The sequence below is a fragment of the Chloracidobacterium sp. genome (genome assembly GCA_016711345.1).
Taxonomy (GTDB): Bacteria; Acidobacteriota; Blastocatellia; order Pyrinomonadales; family Pyrinomonadaceae; genus OLB17.
Window position 1 is genome coordinate 1,135,115 of record JADJTD010000001.1, and the last position, 20,830, is coordinate 1,155,944.

General features: G+C 47.3%; 25 protein-coding genes and 2 tRNA genes. 7 read left to right on the forward strand and 20 right to left on the reverse strand.

Features of this window, described 5'->3' with window-relative positions; all coding sequences use genetic code 11:
* The first annotated feature begins 59 nt into the window (after positions 1-59).
* Positions 60-1,841, forward strand: coding sequence for an acyl-CoA dehydrogenase family protein (locus tag IPL32_04615; GenBank protein ID MBK8465094.1), 1,782 nt, complete (start codon positions 60-62; stop codon positions 1,839-1,841).
* 82 nt (positions 1,842-1,923) lie between these two features.
* Here the strand turns inward: IPL32_04615 and IPL32_04620 are convergent, their stop codons facing one another.
* Both IPL32_04620 and IPL32_04625 read right to left on the reverse strand, forming a co-directional pair.
* Positions 1,924-2,352: a hypothetical protein gene (locus IPL32_04620; protein MBK8465095.1), complete on the reverse strand. Its 429-nt coding sequence runs from the start codon at positions 2,350-2,352 to the stop codon at positions 1,924-1,926.
* Positions 2,353-2,622: 270 nt separating this feature from the next.
* Positions 2,623-2,991: a hypothetical protein gene (locus IPL32_04625; protein MBK8465096.1), complete on the reverse strand. Its 369-nt coding sequence runs from the start codon at positions 2,989-2,991 to the stop codon at positions 2,623-2,625.
* A gap of 379 nt (positions 2,992-3,370) precedes the next feature.
* Here IPL32_04625 and IPL32_04630 point away from each other — a divergent pair, with 379 nt between their 5' ends.
* From IPL32_04630 to IPL32_04640, 3 genes are all read left to right on the forward strand, one after another.
* Entirely contained in the window at positions 3,371-4,222 is an 852-nt protein-coding gene (locus tag IPL32_04630; GenBank protein ID MBK8465097.1) for a ribonuclease H-like domain-containing protein, read from the forward strand.
* Positions 4,223-4,224: 2 nt separating this feature from the next.
* Positions 4,225-5,034, forward strand: a complete 810-nt coding sequence (locus tag IPL32_04635) for a site-specific DNA-methyltransferase (protein MBK8465098.1) — start codon at positions 4,225-4,227, stop codon at positions 5,032-5,034.
* Positions 5,035-5,099: 65 nt separating this feature from the next.
* Positions 5,100-5,636, forward strand: coding sequence for a hypothetical protein (locus IPL32_04640; protein ID MBK8465099.1), 537 nt, complete (start codon positions 5,100-5,102; stop codon positions 5,634-5,636).
* A gap of 7 nt (positions 5,637-5,643) precedes the next feature.
* Here the strand turns inward: IPL32_04640 and IPL32_04645 are convergent, their stop codons facing one another.
* From IPL32_04645 to IPL32_04710, 14 genes are all read right to left on the reverse strand, one after another.
* Positions 5,644-6,360 (reverse strand): 16S rRNA (uracil(1498)-N(3))-methyltransferase, encoded by a 717-nt coding sequence (locus IPL32_04645; GenBank protein ID MBK8465100.1) that lies wholly within the window; start codon positions 6,358-6,360, stop codon positions 5,644-5,646.
* A gap of 1 nt (position 6,361) precedes the next feature.
* Positions 6,362-6,931, reverse strand: coding sequence for a hypothetical protein (locus tag IPL32_04650; protein ID MBK8465101.1), 570 nt, complete (start codon positions 6,929-6,931; stop codon positions 6,362-6,364).
* Between the two features lie 2 nt (positions 6,932-6,933).
* Positions 6,934-7,419, reverse strand: a complete 486-nt coding sequence (locus IPL32_04655; GenBank protein ID MBK8465102.1) for an adenylyltransferase/cytidyltransferase family protein — start codon at positions 7,417-7,419, stop codon at positions 6,934-6,936.
* Between the two features lie 6 nt (positions 7,420-7,425).
* Positions 7,426-8,433: a hypothetical protein gene (locus IPL32_04660; GenBank protein ID MBK8465103.1), complete on the reverse strand. Its 1,008-nt coding sequence runs from the start codon at positions 8,431-8,433 to the stop codon at positions 7,426-7,428.
* 98 nt (positions 8,434-8,531) lie between these two features.
* On the reverse strand, positions 8,532-9,500 hold the full coding sequence (locus tag IPL32_04665; protein MBK8465104.1) for a VCBS repeat-containing protein: 969 nt from the start codon (positions 9,498-9,500) through the stop codon (positions 8,532-8,534).
* A gap of 327 nt (positions 9,501-9,827) precedes the next feature.
* Positions 9,828-9,903 (reverse strand) — tRNA-His (locus IPL32_04670).
* 45 nt (positions 9,904-9,948) lie between these two features.
* Positions 9,949-10,025 (reverse strand) — tRNA-Arg (locus IPL32_04675).
* A 51-nt stretch (positions 10,026-10,076) separates the two neighbouring features.
* Positions 10,077-10,754: a (d)CMP kinase gene (locus IPL32_04680; protein ID MBK8465105.1), complete on the reverse strand. Its 678-nt coding sequence runs from the start codon at positions 10,752-10,754 to the stop codon at positions 10,077-10,079.
* 14 nt (positions 10,755-10,768) lie between these two features.
* Positions 10,769-11,113, reverse strand: a complete 345-nt coding sequence (locus IPL32_04685) for an MmcQ/YjbR family DNA-binding protein (GenBank protein ID MBK8465106.1) — start codon at positions 11,111-11,113, stop codon at positions 10,769-10,771.
* The gene (locus tag IPL32_04690) at positions 11,110-11,526 is read right to left on the reverse strand and encodes a hypothetical protein (GenBank protein ID MBK8465107.1); all 417 of its coding nucleotides are present in this window, start codon (positions 11,524-11,526) and stop codon (positions 11,110-11,112) included. Before IPL32_04690 ends, IPL32_04685 begins: the two co-directional genes overlap by 4 nt.
* 67 nt (positions 11,527-11,593) lie before the next feature.
* The gene (locus IPL32_04695) at positions 11,594-12,634 is read right to left on the reverse strand and encodes a low specificity L-threonine aldolase (protein MBK8465108.1); all 1,041 of its coding nucleotides are present in this window, start codon (positions 12,632-12,634) and stop codon (positions 11,594-11,596) included.
* Between the two features lie 5 nt (positions 12,635-12,639).
* The gene (locus IPL32_04700; GenBank protein ID MBK8465109.1) at positions 12,640-13,779 is read right to left on the reverse strand and encodes a nuclear transport factor 2 family protein; all 1,140 of its coding nucleotides are present in this window, start codon (positions 13,777-13,779) and stop codon (positions 12,640-12,642) included.
* Between the two features lie 34 nt (positions 13,780-13,813).
* Entirely contained in the window at positions 13,814-14,728 is a 915-nt protein-coding gene (locus IPL32_04705; protein MBK8465110.1) for a hypothetical protein, read from the reverse strand.
* Between the two features lie 40 nt (positions 14,729-14,768).
* Positions 14,769-15,074: a hypothetical protein gene (locus IPL32_04710; protein MBK8465111.1), complete on the reverse strand. Its 306-nt coding sequence runs from the start codon at positions 15,072-15,074 to the stop codon at positions 14,769-14,771.
* Between the two features lie 137 nt (positions 15,075-15,211).
* Here IPL32_04710 and IPL32_04715 point away from each other — a divergent pair, with 137 nt between their 5' ends.
* Complete coding sequence (locus IPL32_04715) at positions 15,212-15,670, forward strand: VOC family protein (GenBank protein MBK8465112.1); 459 nt, start codon at positions 15,212-15,214, stop codon at positions 15,668-15,670.
* 6 nt (positions 15,671-15,676) lie between these two features.
* Here the strand turns inward: IPL32_04715 and IPL32_04720 are convergent, their stop codons facing one another.
* The gene (locus IPL32_04720; protein ID MBK8465113.1) at positions 15,677-16,621 is read right to left on the reverse strand and encodes a PD40 domain-containing protein; all 945 of its coding nucleotides are present in this window, start codon (positions 16,619-16,621) and stop codon (positions 15,677-15,679) included.
* Positions 16,622-16,659: 38 nt separating this feature from the next.
* Between IPL32_04720 and IPL32_04725 the strand changes: the two genes are divergently transcribed.
* Complete coding sequence (locus IPL32_04725) at positions 16,660-17,319, forward strand: DUF2461 domain-containing protein (protein MBK8465114.1); 660 nt, start codon at positions 16,660-16,662, stop codon at positions 17,317-17,319.
* Here IPL32_04725 and IPL32_04730 read toward each other — a convergent pair.
* The 3 genes from IPL32_04730 to rpiB all read right to left on the reverse strand — a co-directional run bounded on the left by IPL32_04730 (position 17,316) and on the right by rpiB (position 19,258).
* Positions 17,316-17,888: a DUF4287 domain-containing protein gene (locus tag IPL32_04730; protein MBK8465115.1), complete on the reverse strand. Its 573-nt coding sequence runs from the start codon at positions 17,886-17,888 to the stop codon at positions 17,316-17,318. The two genes, IPL32_04725 and IPL32_04730, sit on opposite strands and share 4 nt — an antisense overlap.
* A gap of 96 nt (positions 17,889-17,984) precedes the next feature.
* Positions 17,985-18,803: a helix-turn-helix domain-containing protein gene (locus IPL32_04735; GenBank protein ID MBK8465116.1), complete on the reverse strand. Its 819-nt coding sequence runs from the start codon at positions 18,801-18,803 to the stop codon at positions 17,985-17,987.
* 2 nt (positions 18,804-18,805) lie between these two features.
* Positions 18,806-19,258, reverse strand: a complete 453-nt coding sequence (rpiB, locus tag IPL32_04740; protein MBK8465117.1) for a ribose 5-phosphate isomerase B — start codon at positions 19,256-19,258, stop codon at positions 18,806-18,808.
* A gap of 155 nt (positions 19,259-19,413) precedes the next feature.
* Here rpiB and IPL32_04745 point away from each other — a divergent pair, with 155 nt between their 5' ends.
* Complete coding sequence (locus IPL32_04745) at positions 19,414-20,694, forward strand: hypothetical protein (GenBank protein MBK8465118.1); 1,281 nt, start codon at positions 19,414-19,416, stop codon at positions 20,692-20,694.
* The last annotated feature ends 136 nt before the right edge of the window (positions 20,695-20,830 follow it).

The window sequence follows — 20,830 nt, forward strand, 5'->3', positions numbered from 1 at the left end:
ACGAATCACACAAATATTTTTATTCGTGACATTCGTGTAATTCGTGGCAAAAAGATTTTATGGAAACACAAATGGAACGAGAATATCTGAAAGGCGGCGAATTTCTTATCGCCGAATCGACGGCGGGCGAGATATTTACGCCTGAGGATCTGACCGATGAGCAGCGGATGATCGGCGACACAACGAAAGAATTCGTAGATAACGAAGTGCATCCCCAGCTTCCAGCGATGGAGCAGCACGCATGGGAGATCGCCCGCGAACTGTTAAAAAAAGCTGGCGAACTCGGCCTTCTCGGAGCAACTATTCCCGAAGAATACGGCGGCCTTGGGCTCGATCAAACAACGGGCGTTGTGATCGCTGAAATGATCGGACGTGGGGGCGGATTTGGAACGACGTTTGGCGCTCAGACATCTATTGGAGTGCTGCCAATCCTATATTTTGGCTCCGAAGAATTAAAACACACGTGGATACCTAAGATCGTTTCCGGAGAATTAGTTACTGCATATTGCTTAACCGAAAGTGGTTCAGGCTCCGATGCACTCGGTGCCAAGACGATCGCAAAACTCACCGACGACGGACAGCATTACATTCTCAATGGCGAGAAAATGTGGATCTCGAACGGCAGTTTCGCGGACGTCTTTGTCGTCTTTGCAAAGGTGGACGGCGAGAAGGAAAAGTTCTCGGCATTCGTCGTAGAACGCAGCGAAAACTGCCGCCCCGGTAATGAAGAGCACAAAATGGGCATCAAATCATCCTCGACGACGGCGCTCATTCTGTCTGACTGCAAGATCCCGGCGACCAATCTCATAGGCAACGTCGGCGACGGAGCAAAGATCGCTTTCAACATCCTGAACGTCGGCCGTTTCAAACTCGGTGCATCAGTAACAGGTGGAGCAAAGCTCGCAATTCACGAAGCAGTCCGCTACGCCAACGAGCGCGAACAATTTGGTAAAAAGATCTCGTCATTCGGCGCGATCAAACACAAACTCGCCGAGATGGCGGTCCGCACTTGGGTTTCCGAATCGATCACTTATCGCACGGTCGGCATGATCGATTCTCTTATAGGCGACGGAGCAGACACCGCGAAAAAAATGCAGTCGATCGAGGAGTATGCGGTCGAATCGTCGATCAACAAGGTCGCGTGCAGCGAAGCTCTCGATTATGTGGTTGATGAGTTGGTCCAGATCTTTGGCGGCTACGGTTATTCGGCTGACTATCCTGCGGAAAAGGCATATCGTGATTCTCGTATCAATCGAATCTACGAGGGAACAAATGAGATCAATCGAATGCTGATTCCCGGTCAGTTGATGAAGCGGGCGATGAAAGGCAAACTCGGCATCATTCCCGCGGCGATGGCATTGCAGGACGAAATACTTAACCCTCAAATGTCATTCGATGAAGATACCGGAATCCTCGCAGCCGAAACAAAACTCGCTCAAAATGCAAAGAAAATTGCGTTAATGGTGCTCGGCACAGCGGCACAAAAATACATGATGGCACTCGCGGACCAGCAAGAGATCTTGCTCAACTGCGCCGACATCATTATGGACGCATATCAAATGGAAACGGCAATTCTGCGTGCTAAAAAATTCGCTGAAGCCAACGGCGAAGAAGCTGCCGCACGTTATGTTGATATGGCTGGCGTATTTTGTAACGACGCGATCCAACGTATCGATATGAAAGCCCGCAACACCATCGCCGCGATGGCCGAGGGCGACGAAGGCCGCACAATGCTCGTCGCTCTAAAGCGGTTTACCAAAAACAATTCGCCGATAAATACTATTGCGGCTCGACAGCGTATCGCCGATGTTTTGATCGCGGCCAACACTTACGCTCTCTAGCTTTTTGATCTTTGACAATCCAAAAAAAATGCCCGGAAACTGCTGACAGTTTCCGGACTAATGATCTGCATTCTAAAACCGATCAGTATCTGCGATAATTTTTCGGCTTCTGGATCTTTGTGGCAATATAGCCGCCGCCTGCACCGGCCGCTGCGCCGATCAATGCACCTTTCTTGCCGCCGATCAACGCACCGAGAATAGCTCCGGCACCTGTGCCGATACCTATATTCATTGCCTTTCGATGGCGTTGATAGACATTAGGACGCCCGTCATTGTAGTTGTAATAGCCGTTATCGTTATAACGGTCCGAGTAATTGGCACTGCGATATTCACGGTTTCCCCGCTTTTTGTTCTTGTACCAACCCTTGTGAAGCCCGTTGTCGTGTCCATTGCTTTTATAATGGCTTCTAGTTTGGCAAGAACGTGTCTGTGCGTCTGCAGAAATTGACATCATGGGAATAGCAGCAGCCACCATCAAACTCATCACAATCGTGGAAATAATCTTTTTCATTTTGTTTGGATCTCCCTTTTTATTTCGAGGGATGACCCTCGCTAATATTTCAATTTGCAACATGCGTGCCATTGGTATTTTTCCTGTGATTTACTAATGTTTATTGCCAAAACAAAAATGGATCAGATCTTGCGAAACGATATCCGACATGGCCTGACGTAAATCGTGCGACACTTGTTCAATGAGAAAAGCGTTCGCTAAAAGAAAAAGCCCCGAGCTCAATAATGCTTGGGGCCTTCTCCTTCTTCTAATCTAATGCGATCTAACCGATTAGTAATTGCGCGGTGTACGTCGAACAACCCACCTTCGTGTATAGTTCTTAGACTTTTGCTTGTGTGTAACTAAAGCTCCGCCGCCGGCACCTGCAAGGCCGCCGATTAACACTCCTTTCTTACCACCGATCAAGCCGCCAACCAAAGCACCAGCAGCCGATCCGGCACCGATGTTGACAAGCTTTCTATGACGTCGATAAAATCCCGGTTTCCTGACCGCTACTAGGCGTCCACGCCTATCACGGTAGTATTTAGTCTGGGTTCTAACCTGAGCACTCGCTGCCGTTGTCGAAGTTTCAGCTACGAACGGAACGCCGATACCTATCACTAATGCCATTAAAGATGTCGTAATGTATTTCTTCATCATATTATTTCTCCCGTAGATCTCAATAGAGATGTTTTATTTCACCCTTTTCAAGTGCAATGACTATGCCACAACAGGCTAAATGTAACAATATCAATGCCTTGCGGCTCCACAATAAGAGATTCACGTTGAATACATCATACGAAATCGGCCATCATCCAACCGTATGGTGCGTTACAAATCAAAAAATTACGGGTTTCTGGCCGCGCCGCTCTTATCAATGTTTAAAGGCTGGAAAATCATGTCATATCTGGAAAGTTACGTCGTATATGGAAAATTGGTATTTCAATTTTCGGCGAATGGCGCTAGTGTGAAGGTCGTGGAAATTTTAAGGAATGCGCGGCTATGGTAAAATCTCGATTAACAGCTTTCTCCGATAATAATGTTAAAAAATTCGATCCCAGAACTTGCCCTATTTTTCGACCTTGAGTGGGTCCCCGATGCCGCAGGGGCAAAGCGGCTGTTTGATCTGCCCGACGAGTCTACAGAGCTTGAGGCTATGCAGCGGCTTTGGGAACATTCGCCAAAATACAACGCTGAAAACAATCCGCGTCCGTTTTTGAAGTATATGTTCTCGCGTGTTGTGTCGATCGCTTTCCTATCACGTCGTCTTGTATATCGCGACGGAGCACCCACGCTTGAATTTCGGCTCAACTCTTATCCCGAACTTCCGTTTGAAAGCGAAGACGTGGTCGAGGCGGAGATCATAGAGAGATTTCTCACCGCTGTCGGCAAACGGAGGCCGCAGCTTGTTGGCTACAACTCTGCTGCTTCCGACCTACAGGTTTTGATACAGCGCGGCATGATAAATGAAGTTTCTGCTCCCGACTTTTGCCGCCGGCCGCAAGACAAATGGGATAAATCGAACGACTACTTCACCCGCTGGGACAACGAAAATCATCTTGATCTTCTCAGGCTTTTTTCCTCCGGCGAGATGACGCCGAGGCTCGACGAATTTGCAAAGGTTTGTGGCTTTCCCGGCAAGATCGATGTAAAAGGCGATCAGGTCACTGATCTTTGGCTGGAACGCAACATAACAAAGATCGTCGAATACAATCAGATCGATACGCTGAACACATATTTGGTTTGGCTGCGGCTGGTATATTTTTCAGGGCTGCTCGGCGAAGAAGATTATATCCTCGAACAGGAAACGTTTCGAGAGTTCCTCGAAACTGAAATGCAAAAACCGGAGAAGGCATTTCTAAGCTCCTTCATAGAAAAGTGGCCGATTTGAATATGGAATTCGAAAAGATCTATCACGAAAACTGTATAGAAACGCTAAGTCGTATGCCCGACGATCTTCTTGACATGACGATCACCAGTCCGCCATACGACGATCTGCGCGATTATAACGGTTATCACTTCCCTGTCGACGAAATTGCCGCGTCTCTTTACAAAAAGACGAAACCGGGCGGTGTAGTAATTTGGGTAGTTGGCGACAGGACGGTAAACGGCAATGAAACATTAACGAGTTTTCGCCATGCGATCACATTTCAAGATGCGGGTTTCAAAGTTCATGACACGATGATCTATGTTAAGAACAATCCGATACCAAGCGACTGCGGAAAACGTTACAGACAAGCGTTCGAGTATATGTTCTGTTTCAGCAAGGGCCAGCCGAAAACTTTCAATCCAATTACTGAGCCGACGAAATCAGCCGGTCAAAAAATTGCTGCATTTCGCATAACAGGCAAGGGGAGAGGAAATGTTCCTGACGAAGACATTGGGCGTGAGATCAAGTCGGAGAGGAAACTCAGTAACATCTTTACTTACAATGTCGGAACTTCATCATCAAAGGACAAGATCGCTTTTGGGCATCCTGCTATTTTTCCTGAACGGCTTGCCGAAGATCAGATCAGGACATGGACAAACGAAGGTGATCTTGTTTACGACTGCTTTATGGGCAGCGGAACAACCGCAAAGGTCGCACAGCTCTTAGATCGCCAATGGATCGGGTCGGAAATTTCAGAGGAATATGTAAAGATCGCCCAAACAAGATTGTCACAATATATTCCCGATAAAAAGAACTTTTCAGCGGGAAAATAACAACCTTAGGATGCGAATTCACGTCTAAATGGTAACGTCCGACATAAAGTGTAGGTTTATAGTCTATGAAAAAACTATTCTTTGCGATTTTCGCTCTATTTTGCTTTTCAGCGATAATGCATGCCCAGCCGCGGCCGGTGGATAAAACTGCTGCGAAGTCAACAAAAGCCTTGCCCGAATCGTTTAAGGCTCGTTACGACGGCGGCATTTTTGGTTCGACAGGAAAGGAGAAAGGCTACTTCAAATTTGATGATGCGAATGAGCGTGTAGTTTTTTATCGTGAAGACAATCGTGAGTTATTTACAATTCCCTACGCCTCGCTGCTCGTTATTTACCCAGATGTTAAAGAGCATATGTCTCAAACGGGAAATGTCATCAGCCGGCTACCGCTTCCCGGCGCCGGACTTGCCGGGTTGAAATCGACAGAGAGCAAATACCTCGTCATCAATTTCGACGACCCCGATGTCGATGCAAAAGGAACGGCAAACTTCAAATTTAATGATAAGGAATTGCTGCTTACGTTCATTGATGCCCTGGGAACAAGAGCGAAATTGAAACAGCGCGGCCAGGCTTATTATCGGCCAAGAAAATCCGACTTCTGAGCCGTGATCAGTTCAAGTCACCAAATCGATGCTGTAGGATCGCCGTTATTACTATTGCAGCCGTCTCTGCACGCAAAATGCGGCCTCCAAGTGTAGTTATCGCAACACCTCGCGAACGAGCGGCATCCAATTCACTGTCATCCCAACCGCCTTTCGGACCGTAGATAGCTGTAATTTTTTTGCCAGCTTTTATCGTTGAAAAATTCTCGCCGTCGCGTTCGGAGAACATAACAACATTTTGGTTTGAATGTGCGATCAGCGAATCGAACTCCATCGGCTCTGCTATCTGCATTATCTTTGCTCGCCCGGTTTGTTTCGTCGCCTCTAAGGCAATTCGGCGCCATCGGCTGAGGCGTTTTGCCGCATCTTTCACTTTCACATCACAACGAATAGTTTGTAGCGGAATAAGAGAAACAACTCCTAACTCAACTGCTTTTTGAACGATCAGGTCGTATTTTTCACCGTTGAGAACTGTCGCCGCTATCGTTATCTCCAGGTCGGATTCAGGAGACGCAGGCTGTATCTCTTCTATCACATTCAATGACGAGTTCTTTTTGGTTATCTCGATGATCGCACATCGAAACTCTCGTCCTTTCCCGTCAAATACCGAAACTTCTTCGCCAACATTAAGCCGCAGCACATCACGCAAATGCCGAGTCTCATCCGCGTCAAGCGTAACGCCTTCATCGATAAAACTTTCTATTGGAGCATAAAAACGACGCATATCAGGATTCACGAATATCGCCAAATTTGTCTATAAATTCGGGCGATCTTTGTCTGAGAACGTGCCAGCTTTCAAAAACTTCGGGCGTTTGCAGCCAAACTGTAAACCACTGAACTATCTCGGCATTCATTTGCCGAGCGGCATCATCAAGACCTTTCTTCTCAACATTTTTAGCAGCGGCTTGTTTTCCTCCAAGGGCGGTTTCACGCACAAGCCTAAGCCCGTCCTTGTCATTTTCTCCTGCGTATTTTTGCCGCAAATTTTCAAGGTTGCGGATCGAGGCAGCAGTACTTTTCAGATCGTCGATCTTGATGATATTTCTTACCGCAGCATCGTATGGCCGGTCAGACGCGCGCTCAAGATAAAGGTTCATTATCTCAGAGTGTCTTAGCTGCGCACCTTCATCAGCAAGCAATCTAGCGATCACCATCGGCGAATCTACCGCCGACGTACCATATTGATCGGCAACGACGGTTTGGATCGCCTTGATCTCGGCTGCACCGACGTTTTCGCAGTCCAGTTTTTCCCAAACCTCGATGATAAGGTCAATCTTTGTGCGGGACTTCCACATCGCTAATTTTTCCGTCGAACGATCTCGATCATCTCCGTTGACGAATGATCTTTTGGGTCTCCGACGATCGCAACTTTGCCGCCGTACTCTTTGACGATATCGCGTTCCGGTACAGTTTCGGCCGTGTAGTCAGTTCCTTTGGCGTGAAAGTCCGGCCGTATAGCTCTAATCAATTCCTCGACTGTCCGCTCGTCAAAGATCGTTACAAGATCCACACATCGAAGTGCAGAAACCAACTCGGCACGCTCATTTTCGGGTACAAACGGTCGTCCATCGCCTTTTAGAGCATTCGCTTGTTTATCTGAATTCACACCAACGACAAGCAGATCGCCGAGAGCCTTTGCTGCTGCAAGGTATCTGATATGTCCAACATGAAGAAGGTCAAAGCAGCCGTTTGCCAGAACTATCGTCGAGCCTTCGACGCGTGCACGATTCGCCTCGCGAACAACGCCCGCACGGTCAAGTATCGAGGCTAGATTATCGGACATAATGAGTTAATTGGAATGCTGCGAAACAAGTGCGTCAGCATCAGCGGTCAAGGAGTCACACAATTCGCTCATACTTACAGAAGCCGTTCCTTTTTTCATGACGACTATACCGCCGGCGTGATTAGCAACCTTTGCGGCTTCAGAGTAACTAAGGCCGGACGCAAGTCCGAGCGCATATGCAGCGATCACGGTATCTCCTGCTCCGGTAACATCCACAGGTTCTTTTGACCCAATTGCGTCCTTGCTAACAGGCGGTTTGCCTTTTTCGACAAGAAGCATACCTTCGTTCCCGTTTGTCACAAGAAGTGCTTCATAATTGAGCTTTTCGCGAAGCCGCATACAATCTTCGGTCGAAAAATTTTCACCAAGTATCTTTTCAACCTCTTCGCGGTTAGGTGTTCCGGTCGAGGCATCAGAAAACTCAGACAGACGGTATCGCGAATCGACGATCAAAGGAATGCCGCGCTCATGCGATATGTTTTTTGCCGTCTCATACAGCGCAGGTGAAACGGTTCCGCAATTATAATCGGAAATAATAATAGCGTCAGCCTCATTGCCGGCCGCGATCAGAATGTCTTTAAGTCTTTCTTTCAGCTCGTCCGATATAGGATTTGAGTTTTCGTAGTCGATGCGAATAACCTGCTGCCTCGCTGCATAATGTTGCCCCGCTAAAACACGCACTTTTGTCGTAGTAGTTAGAGTTCCATCCGCCACTACTGATCCAACCTCGACGCCTATTTCCGCCAATCTATTCAGTAATAATTCCCCGTTCATGTCGCGTCCCGCAAAGCCGATAAGTATCGGCCGAGCGCCAAGCGACGCGACATTTGCCGCAGCGTTTGCAGCGGCACCCGGCAGCGTAGTTGTCTGGTCGTGGCGAAGGATAAAAACTGGAGCCTCGCGAGAAACCCGTGAGATAGTTCCGTTAAGAAACTGGTCCGCCACGAGATCGCCAACGATAACAACACATTTTTGCGGAAATTCGCTTTGGATTTTTTTTAGAATATCGGTCATCGCACTAATAATGAAAAATTACTACAAAGCCTCCATAAACAAAAATGGCCAAAGGCGTTATGCCTCTGGCCCTGATGTCTAAGAACTCGTCTAAGAAATTAGTGTGTATCGTAGCTAGCGACTGGGTAATCGTTGGGTGATCCCCATTGAAAGGCCGCAAAACCCTGATCCGAACTTCTGTTGTAATAAAATGTTCCGTTAGTATCACGCCAAACGGCAATATCTGTCTTGCCATCGCCGTCATAATCGTTTTGTGTGTTTACATCTGCGCCGGTAAGGCCGAACACCTCCGCAATGACTCCGTTATCGCTGCTTCTGAGAATGTACCAAGTCAAATTTGATGTGGACGTGGAACCTTCCCGAACAACCGCAAAATCCGTCTTGCCGTCGCCGTCATAGTCACCGGGAACAACTAGATCGTTATACAGCCCCCAAGGCTGAGCGATAACAGTATTATTGCTGCTCTTCAGAGCATAGAATGTAGCAGGAGTAGTAGGTGTAGATCCCGGTCGCTGAACACAAACGTCAAATTTGCCATCGCCGTCGTAATCGCCAGGTGCGGTGTAGTCTCCCGAAAGGCCCCACTGGATAGCTGAATAATTAACATCAGCCGAATGCTGGATGTACCAGATCATCAACCCGCCTGTACGGCGAACGACTGCCATATCGGTCTTGCCATCGCCGTCATAGTCACGGGCGACCGGCTCATCATCGGCCATTCCGAAGTTGAATGCGTGAAATGTGCCATCCGAGCTGTTAAATCTGTACCACATGCCCGTCGTATCACGCCAAACCGAGATATCGCCTTTGCCGTCGCCGTCAAAATCACCCGGCGCCATAAAATCTTCACCCGCAAGTCCAAACTGCGTACCTGTGAAACCGCCGCCGCTTTGGTTAATGTACCAAACATTACTGCTAGGACGAAAAACCGTAAAATCGGCCTTACCGTCGGCATCATAATCCATTGCCTTTCGCAATTTAATTTGCGAAAAAGCTGAGGCGCTCAGAATGAATGCAAATGCGGCGAATACTCCGATTCGGCCGATATAGGCTACAAAATTTCTCATCACTATTTCCTTTTTTAAAAAACTGGCTGTAAAGGGAAGATCGTTGCTCTGATGCAGATCTAATATATGACTAATATACCACTTTTAGAGGTATGGCGCAATAAAAAGGTACTGCTTCAAAATGCCCCTCAAACCCTTATATTTGCTCAAAACTATCAAGTTTGACGTTACTAGATGTAAAAAAGTTGGAATACAAATTCCCTTTTTTTCATCTCTACGACAAACAGTGCCAACAGAAATCTCGAAAAGACAAATTTCTATGTAAATATCTGAACTTTACGAAAACCTATTGCCAGATCACCTCACACAGTGATCGCTAGAATAAAATGGGGCGGCTAGTGGGATTCGAACCCACGACATCCTGAACCACAATCAGGCGCTCTAACCGCTGAACTATAGCCGCCATTTCTCGCAGATCTCAAATCTGAGATCTGAAATTTCAAATTTTTGGTACCCCCGGCACGGCTCGAACGTGCGACCTACGGCTTAGAAGGCCGTCGCTCTATCCAACTGAGCTACGGGAGCATACAAAGAGCAACTTATGATGTTATCTATTAGACGCCTCTAAGTCAACTTTTAGGCGGTCGAAGAGCGTGTTTCGTTGATCTTTTCGAGCATTTGCTCAAACACCTCGGTCAGATCAAGTTCGCTGGTGTCGATCACGATGGCGTCATCGGCAATAGTAAGCGGCGAATCTTCGCGCGAAACATCGCGTTCGTCGCGTTCGTTGATCTCGGCAAGCGTCTGTTCGTATGTTGAGATGCGGCCTTTTGACTGATCTTCGGTGTGGCGGCGGCGCGCTCGGGCCTCGGGCGTTGCGGTGAGAAAGAATTTTATGTCGGCATTTGGAAAAACAACGCTGCCTATATCGCGGCCTTCGAGGACGCAGCCGGTCGGAGCCGATTCGCCTATCACCCGCTGATGTTCGACCATGATCCGACGAACCTCTGAGATCGTCGAAACTACCGACGCAGACTGTGCGGCTTCAAGCGTGCGGATATCTACGGAAACATCCTCGCCATCGAGCATCACTTTCATCGCGTCCGGCTCACCGATGAGGTTGATCTCAGCATTTTCGGCAATATCTGCGATGCGGTCAACGTCGCGAAAAGGCACTCCGGCACGTGTAACCGCAAGAGCGACAGCACGATACATAGCACCGGTGTCGAGATAGAGCAGATTTAGTTTTTTGGCGAGCATCTTCCCCAAAGTGGATTTACCTGCTCCGCTCGGGCCGTCAATGGCGATTATCATGTCGTTTTAGCGTGTTATTTGATCGTTTTCTTAACCTTGGGAGGTAGTTTATCAAAAACAAGCTTGTATGACTTCCCGATAAGTGATTTTAGTTCGTCCGGCGTCACTGCGTTGAGATTGGCGATACGCACCCACTTATATCGCCCGACATAAGCCGCAGGATCGATGCCTTCGCGTTCGATCAATTCATCAAACTTCTCCGGCGTACATTTGATCGACATTCCGCCTGCAATCGAATCGACACCGGTCACGCAGAACATCTTCGCGCAAACACAAAAACAAAGATCCGCTCCCCATTTGATGTCCTCGGTCGCCCCGGGAAAGGACAAACAGTATTTACGGAGTTGTTCGATGTTCACTTCGAGTGATTCACGAGGTTCTTTTTAACAATGTCATAAACCGCTTCCGGCTTAGCATCAATTAGACCCAGACCTAAACTCAAATCAAGTTCGTCAATTCCCTTTAATTTTTTTGATCTCGGTATCTTATTTGTTTTTACGTTCATTCTTTTCAAATATTTGTCACGATTTTTGACTTTTATTCTTATTATCTTAAGACCTGAAACGGACAGTATTTTAGTACCGATAATGTCACTCCAATCGATTCGATATTTGATTCGGAGAGTTCTGTAATAAATGCCTAGGTGATCGATAGTTATCCGAGACCTTCGGTCAATAGCCTGCCATAAAAATAGTAAAGCCGCTCCACCAAAAAAAACGATGCCAGTGATGCTTAGAGCGTCCGAATTTTCTGACCAAGTGAAAATGAACATCGATAAAAATATCAAGCAGCCCAAAGTGGACACGAGTGCTTTCCAGATCGAAGTTCGAATTTCAATTTTAGGCTCCATGACCCGAAACCTTCTGTATAGCGTCTATAGCGAATTGAACGTCTGCTACAGATACATCGAGGTGCGTGACCATTCGTATCTGTGCGTCAAATCCAACCGCAAGCACACCACGTTGTGCAAGCAGGTTAACGATCTCTTCTTGCGTCTTGCCCGTTTCTGAAATGTCAAAGATGACAATGTTCGTGACAACTTTGTCGGGATTGATCTGGATTCCCGAAATGTTGGCCAAGCCGATCGCGAGAGCTTTTGCGTTTTCGTGATCCTCGTGCAGTCGCTGCGGGCCTTCTTCGAGTGCAATCAGGCCGGCGGCGGCAAGAATACCGATCTGACGCATACCGCCGCCGAGCCGTTTCCGCCAGACGCGAGCTTCTTGAATAAAATCTTTTGAGCCTAGAATGATCGAGCCAGCCGGAGCGCCGAGGCCTTTGGAAAGCGTGAACATCACCGAATCGCAATGCCGCGTCAGATCGGCAACGGACTCACTTAATGCTACAGATGCATTAAAAATTCTCGCTCCGTCCATGTGAACAGGCAGATCCATTGCGTGAGCCTTTTCGCACAGGTCGGCACATTGTGACGCATTCATCACACTGCCTCCCGCGAAGTTATGCGTGTTTTCGAGGCAAATAAGACCGGTAGCTGCTTGGAAATAGGGAGGATCGATCTTTAAGACAGGCTTTATCTCGGCCCAAGTAATATGCCCCGAACCGTCAACACTCTTCACTGCCTGAATGGTCACACCCGAAATTACCGCAGCCGCTCCAAGCTCGTAATTTAGAATATGCCCGCGATCTTCGGTGATGATCTCCTGTCCGGGTTTTGTATGCACCTTAACAGCGACCTCGTTCCCCATACAGCCGGTCGGCATCCACAACGCAGCTTGCTTCTCAAAGACCACGCAGGCACGCTCCTGCAAACGATTGACTGTCGGATCATCGCCAAACACGTCATCGCCAACTTCTGAGTTGGCCATTGCGGTTCGCATCGCTAGGCTCGGTTTTGTAACTGTATCGCTGCGGAGATCGATCATAAAAGCTATTTGGGACCGTATTTTTCGGTGGACGCAACGGTGACAACTTTCCATTTATCCTTGATCTTTTCCCATACCTCAAGCCATGCAAAGATTGTGTGGTCGGATTCCTCCTCACCTTTGTCGTTTTTATACGTACCGCGAACGCGTTTCTGGACGATTATTGTCGCCAACGTTCCGTCTTTTGAGATCTTGATAACCGGCGGAACAATATCTTCCCATTCCAGAAATTTGTAACCGCTGAAATAAGTCTTAAAACGTTCGAGATTTTCGGCTTTGGTGCGAGTCACGGCGTTTCCCCGCTGAAGCTGCGTCAAATTGTCAGCGAACATCTCGACGAAAAGTTCTGCGTTGTAGGTTAAGTGAGCCGTCTTTTGCTGTTCATGGAGCCGCATCAACTCTGTAGTGTCCGCTACCCGCGGTGGAATCTCAAGCAGCTTTTCACTAGCTGTGTTCAATTTGATCGTATGAAAATTAAGTGTCCACACTCCTTGACTGTCGATCGCCTTAACGACTGACGGCAACGTAAGGCTGCCAACTTTTCGCCATTCTAAAATTACATTTTCTATCGTCTCGCTGGAATTCGGTATTTGCAAAATAAAGCCGGAAAAGCGTTTCGTTTCCTTGTCAAAATAGAGAACCGTCGTCATACCAAGCTCGTTCTTTGACTTTACTTTTGTGCTGGGCCGTCCCTCAAAAATTTCGTCGCCGATAAGCTCAGGATCCCGAAAGAATTTATGAAAATCAAACGCCATCTTTTGATATTCGTGCGAGCGTGCTGCCATCCGTTGAAATGGCGACACGAGAGAATAATGTCCGGAGTCAGAGGCCTTTTCCCAAGCTACGCTACCGTTGATAATAGTGCTTGACGGTTTGTCTCGATACGAATACGTTTGTTCAAAAATGGTTTTGTTCTCACGAAAGGAGGAAATTGTGGTTGTGTATTTTCCTTTTGGGCCGTCGCAGTCCGCCCTTGCCTCAATGCTCCGGAGGTTTCCGATGTCCTTTGCTGAACCAATCGCAGCGATGGCCGATCTAAGGATCGAATCCAGATCTCGAGTAGCGACTGGCGATTGTGCAAATGCAGGTCCGTAACAAATGACAAATAACAGAATCAACGATATCGGCTTCAACTGGATAGTCATGATGCTAAAACGAAGAAATGGTAAAGCAAGTTTCTTAGCTCCTTGAAAGCACAAAGCTTGATACGTCCCATCCGGCTTGTTTTGCTCCAGCCTGATAAGAACTCTCGAGAAATTCGAGTACAGTCGATCGCGGATCTTTCAGATTTCGAATGTCGTCATAAATTAGCAAAGCCATGCCTCCATCTGGCGTCCAGAATGCGGTATCGGGTTGCAGCGACTCGTTTTCGAGGCCGTCGGGTTTTGGAGCGGTGTATGAATAAAATGCAGGAGCGGCGACGCTATTTTCTTTATCGTCGCCGAACCAGAAACCGAAGCTTATTACTTCGTGCGAGTACGCTTCGCGAGTCACCATGTTGGCTTCGGGCATCGGCGGAGCGGGCTTGCCTGAAAATCTAGTCAGAGCAAGATCGAAGCTGTGCCAGAAGAGATGTACAGGTGTCGATTTGCCTGTGAAGCGGCCTCGAAACTCCTGAAAAATATCATCAACCGCGACGAGAATCTTATGAAAACGCTCGACGTATTCCTTGTCGTAGGATTTATTCTCGTGATCTTCGGCAAACGGCGTTGTTGACGGCGCTTCGTAGGGTAAGGCCTTGATCTCAGGCTTAATGCCGAGCTTTACCAGGTTTGCAAAAACGCTAGCGTAAAAATCGGCAACGCTAAGGCCGTCGTACAAAGCAAAATCTTCATAACGGCCATCGCTCATTTTGATCTTGAGCGCGTGCTCGCAAAAATCGAACTCGATCTCAAAATTACCACCGTCAAACGGTATCGTCCGCGTCGAAAGCCCTCGCGGAGTCACATACAACGGCACATGCCACCAATGATTGACCCGCGGATGAATGCAGAGCCGTATCTTACCGACGATCTGCAAATATAAATGCAGCGTGTTCTTGGTCGGCCGCCATGCGTCGAGCGGCATTTCGGGAAATAGTGTGGCTCTATTCATAAACTATAAAAACCCAGTCGCTATCGCTCCCGGTTCTGACCTACTTTGCCTTCTCTTCGATCTTGAGAATGTCGCCTTTGGTGAAAAGGTATGTTTTCATGTGCTCGTCAAACTTTTTATTGTGCCGACGAAGCCATTCGAGAGCCATTACGGCATGTTCGATCTCTTCGTCGCGGTTGTGTTCGAGTATCTTCTTTAATTGCCTGTCTGAAGTTTGCTCGGCTCGCTGGTTATACCAATCGACCGCCTCGAGTTCCTCCTGAACCGATTTGATCGCACGTGAAAAATTGCGCGACGCTTCGCTCATTTTGTCGTAATCTTCATGCCATTCTGCACTTGTTGCCATTGTGTATTTCTCCTTATTTGCTTGCCGATAATCTTACGCCACAACCTGGCAACACTCAAATTTTGAAATTAAACCATTGACAATAGGCGTAATTCGCAATAGATTCGAGGAATTCTAACCTAAGGAGAAATTTGTTTATGTCAGTCAAAGCTATACCTGACGGCTACGAAGGCATCACGCCGTATCTGATCTGCAAGAATGCCGAAGCCGCGATCGAATTTTACAAGCGTGCTTTTGGAGCGGAGGAACTTTTTCGCATTGGCGGAGGGCCGGGCGTTGTCGGCCACGCGGAGATGAAAATCGGCAATGCAGTATTTATGATGGCGGATGAATTTCCGCCTATGGCAGTTGGCCCGGAAACGATCGGCGGTTCGCCGGTGAGTCTCTACATTTACGTCGAAGATGTTGACGCTTTTACGGAAAAGGCAATCGCCGAAGGCCTGGAAGTGTTAAAGCCTGTATCAGATCAATTCTACGGCGACCGCACCGGTCACTTTAGAGATCCGTTCGGACATCTCTGGGCTTTTGGAACACACAAAGAAGACCTTTCGCCGGAAGAACTGAACGAACGTGCCAAAGCGGCCCATGGCGGCTAAATAAATTTACTTAGTATCAATAAACACGGGCGACTGATGATATTTCATCGGACTGTCGCCCGTGATCTTTTTTGTCTCTTTATTTTTGTAATTCATCAGATACAGATCGTAACGTCCTGTTGCCTCATCGCGGCTGTCAAACACAAGCCACTCGCCGTCCGGCGACCAATCGTGCCAGCCTTCGTCCAATTTGCTGTCAGTTAATTTCCACTGACGCTTTCCATCGGGTGTCACGGCGTATATAGATTGCTTGCCTGCCTGATTGGACTGATACGTGATGAATTTGTATCTTGCGTTCCAATGCGGCGGCCCGACCTTGTAACTGAAATCTTTTGCGAGCGGATCGCTTGCCGGATATGTCGTGAGCTTCTTCCGGTCTGTGCCGTCCGCATTCATCACATATAGTTCTTCGATCTCGTTTCGGTCAGTGCGATTCTTTTTATAAACATATGCGATCTTTTTGTCGTCCGGTGAAAATGTAGGATCGCGAAATACGGCGTTGGGTTCATTTGTAAGCTGGCGAAAATGCCCGTTTTCGATATTTACAAGGAATAACTGATATCGAATAGCACTTCCAATACGGCCTGAAACAACCAGTTCTTTTTGCTTTGAACCGCTGCCCATCCACGAATCTTCAAGCTGTAAATTAGAGACTTTCCGCACATCTGAGCCGTCAATATTAGACATATGCAAAAAATAGCATCGTCTGCACGCATCGCGGTCGCTGACAAAAAGAAGTTTGTTCTTTAGCGAATAGTACGTCCATGCAACGTCCTTATGGTTAGTAACGTTCCTACGTGAGGTGCCGTCAATATTCATCAAATAGACTTCGTAATCGTCGGCCTTCTGATCTTGGAGCGTATTGAATGCGATCTTAAATTGGGGTGATTGAGAATTGACGACAGTAAATCCGCCGCAAAATAAAACTAATATTAATGTGATAATCTTCAAAATATTGACTCCATTGATGTGCTAATATACTGCAAAATATGATCGCAAAAGAAACACTCGACTTTCTCAAAAAACTCAGCAAGAACAACAACCGCGAATGGTTTCAGGCGAATAAAAGATCATTCGATGCCGCTCAGGATAATATGACCGCGTTTGCGGGATTTCTCATCGGCGAGATCGGCAAACTCGACAACTCCGTTGCCTCTATTGATCCAAAATCCTGTGTTTTTCGCATTTATCGCGATGTGCGTTTTTCAAAAGACAAAAGCCCATACAAAACAAACCTTGGAGCTTACATCAGTCCCGGCGGCCGCAAATCTATGCAGCCGGGATATTATTTTCACCTTGAACCAGGCAAAAGTTTTGTAGCTGGCGGTAAGCATATTCCTGACGGGAGCGAGACGCTTAAGATTCGTAATGCGATCGCAAAAAACACCGCAGAGTTTCTGAAAATCGTCAAAAAAAAGAGTTTTCTTGATACGTTCGGCGAGCTACATGGCGATGCCCTCAAGTCTGCTCCAAAAGGCTTCGACGCGGATCACAAAGCCATTGAATATCTAAAACTAAAAGAGTTCATGGCATTCACCGAGTTCAAAAGTGATAAGACATTGACCGACGCCCTGTTCCCTAAAAACCTCGTCAAAATGATGAAGGAAATGTACCCGCTCATTACATTCTTGCGCAAGGCTCTCGCTTAGTGACAACGCGAATGTGACTGCTTTAGCAATTCCACCAGACCACTATCAAGCTGACATGGATCGGTCACTACGACCATATGTGATATCCGCGGCATCGGGCCTGTGAGCTTTGCTTTTTCGACTTTGTAATCGAAAGGCCGGTCACCAAGATCCAGTCCAATGCGAAGTTCTTTCGGCTTAATATTTACAGCACCAAATTCGCGATTTGCGAGTACTGAAACATACGTTTTCTTTGGCAGTATTGACGCCTCAGGAAAGTTCTTTGCAATTAACCCGACGAATTCATCGAACAGCGGCCGCATATCAGCGGCTTTTGTAAATTGCCTTTCCAGCAGATCGTCGGTGCTGGCATAAACAGCCTTGCCGCCGTTTGCATGGATGCCGGCAAGCAAAGAGGCGTTCATGTGGCCGAAACCATGTTCGGCCTTGAGCCAAGCGATCATTTCGTTACGTTTCTTGCTGTTAAACGCGTCAATAACCTTCATCCACGTATTCAAATCTCTGCCCGTCGAGCCTTCCAGCCCGTCCATAAATTCCTTCTCAAATTCGCCCGATGTTTTCTGTGCCATTTTCATCTCCAAATTCCAAGTGTAAATCCGATCACATCAATCGTATGTCAACGATCGGCGTAGCGTATTGGAAAAAATTAACCCTTAGTTCTTTGACTAACCTACCGGAATGTAGTTCTGATAATTGGTGTGGATCTTTGCGTATTGCTCCGGCGTGAATCCCGAAAAATGTTTGAAATCATTTATGAAATGCGCCTGATCGTAAAAGCCGCATTCGAGAGCGACCGTGCCCCAATCTACTCTGTCAGCATCGTCGATGATCTGAACTGCTTTTTGAAATCGCATCAATCGCAAATATGACTTCGGGGTCACGCCTACCTGACGGCGGAACATATCGATAAAATGCTTCTGTGAATAGCCGATCTTTTCGTTCATTCGCGCAATATTAAGGCCGTCGGGCCGCTTGGTCATTTCTTCGATGGCAAAAGCAACACATGGATTCATATCGAGCTTTGAATGAAATTTGCGAGTTAAGAAATCCTCGACGATCTTAAAGCGCTCAGTAATATCCTTAACGGCCAGCAACCTTTCACGCAATAGTCCAAAATCGCTGCCCCAAACAAGATCCGCATCGACAACGCTGTCCTTAATCTCATCCATAGGAAAAGGAAAAAACGGCGCGGCCTTTCCCTTTTTGAAGGCAATGACCATCATCGCCGAGCCGTTACCCGCCGGTATCGTAATCGGCTGGGTTCTCAAGCCCGATGCCCACACATGATTACAAGCTTGTATCTCCTTCAACGTGTGATTGTCGTAAATATATTGCGGAGTATCGTGAAAATCGATCAGTATCTCAACGTCGCCATTGGGCAAAAACCGGTCAACTGCATGCGCGTGATAAATGCCTTCGAAATAAATGAACACATCTATAAACTGATCGAGTGGAAATGTTGGAAAATATGCCTGATGAAGCATTGCTATCGTGTTAGATCATCCTTTTCTATCTGCTCAATCTTTTCCACGCGACGCTCGTGTCGCCCGCCTTCGAAATCGGCAGAAAACCACGCCTTGACGATCTTTTGCATTTCGTCCTGCGAAATAAATCGGGCGGGGATCGAAAGCACATTCGCATCGTTGTGTTGTCGTGAGAGCTTTGCAATGTCTTCGTTCCATGCAACGGCAGCTCGAACGCCGGGAACTTTATTTGCCGCTATCGCCATGCCGGTTCCGGAACCGCATAAAAGCACCCCGCGATCATACTGGCCGTCAACCACGGCTTCGCCAACCTTGCGCGCATAATCCGGATAATCAACTGAATCACACGAATAGGTGCCCATGTCTTTATAAGCGACGCCGATCTCATCGAGAATTTTCTTCAGATTTTCTTTTTCTTCAAATCCAGCGTGGTCGGCGGCAAGTGCGATCTTCATAATTGTTCCTCTTTGACCAATTGTAAAACAGATTGCCCAAGCCCGCACGTCAATCGTGGGCTAGGGCAAAGAATTCTGTCGGGCAAATAAAAATCTCTGCAAGATGTCCAAGCATCTACCGTTCGTTTAGTAAATCTCGTTTTTGGAGCAAACTAATGAAAATCAAATATTCCTTTCTTCTTGCAACGGTCTTTCTCCTTTCATCCACTCTTTTTGCGGCTGGTACATCTGTTGACGAGCTTGCGGTTCTCGCGGTTTCGGAAACGTCTTCGACATCAAAGGCCGCTATTACCGAACTTCGAAAAATGGGCAATGCGGGCCTCGACGCTCTTTTTGTTAAATATGCCGCCGACATTGACGGTTACACAAAAACGGGCGAAGCGGACGAAAACTGGAAGCGCGTCGCAAGCGCTCTCGACACCGTCGCAATGCAAAAGGACGTTTACACGTCGCATCTCTTTTGGTACACCGATCTCGACCAAGCAAAAAAAGCCGCGAAGCTTCAAAACAAACCGATCCTAAGTCTCCGGCTGCTGGGAAATCTGAACGAAGAATTTTCGTGTGCCAACAGCCGACTTTTCCGGGCAGTTCTCTATTCGAACGCCGATATCTCAAAATATCTTCGCGACAACTATATCCTGCATTGGAAATCGGTTCGTCCGGCTCCGCGTATCACTATTGATTTCGGCGACGGACGAAAGATCGAGCGAACTATCACAGGCAATAGCGTCCATTACATTCTCTCGTCTGACGGCAGCATCATTGATGCAATTCCCGGCCTTTACAGTCCGGTGATGTTCCTTGATTACATTGCGAAGGCAAGCGAAATAAACAAAGCTGTCCAGTTTTTGTCTGAAGCAAAACGGCAGTCAGCATTGATGAAATACCGCAAGGCTAGCTTTGATCAGATCATCGCAAACCGCAAAAAAACAGTCGAAACAGCAGGCGTCGATCTTACAGAAACTAAGTCAGGAACGCTTGCGATCCTCGCCGCACCGATGGCTGTTTCAAAAGCGATAGTTGTCGATGAGTATTCGATACTGCGCGTGTTTGACGATTTTGCAAAGTTTGAGCCGTCAATCAAATTTGACGATTGGAGCAAACTCGCCGACGTTTATGTGCCAAGATCAAACATTGACGCAGACAGCATCGCACTTGTCCGCAGACAAAATCGCAAAACGGGCCTTACAGAGGATGAGTTCAAGGCTCTCTTTGCAAAGCTCGACAATTTCGTTGCGATCGACTCGACACGAAATGATTTTCTATATCACACAAAGCTATATGAATGGCTCAACAGAAGATTTAACGGCGACCTCGAAGCCCTAAACGCAAGGGTTTACGATCAGATATTCCAAACTCCGAACCACGACAAATGGCTCGGCCTTTATTCAAATGACGTTTATACCGCTCTCGATGGTAACGGTATTGTAAAATAGACTCCGGAAACACGATCAAAACCAGACGCAGGCATGCAGCGGCCTGCGTCTTTTTGTTAGAACATTATTTGATGTGCTAGTCGCTAATAGATAGCAGCTAGCAGCCAACAACTAAATTCCCGCTACTAGCCACTGG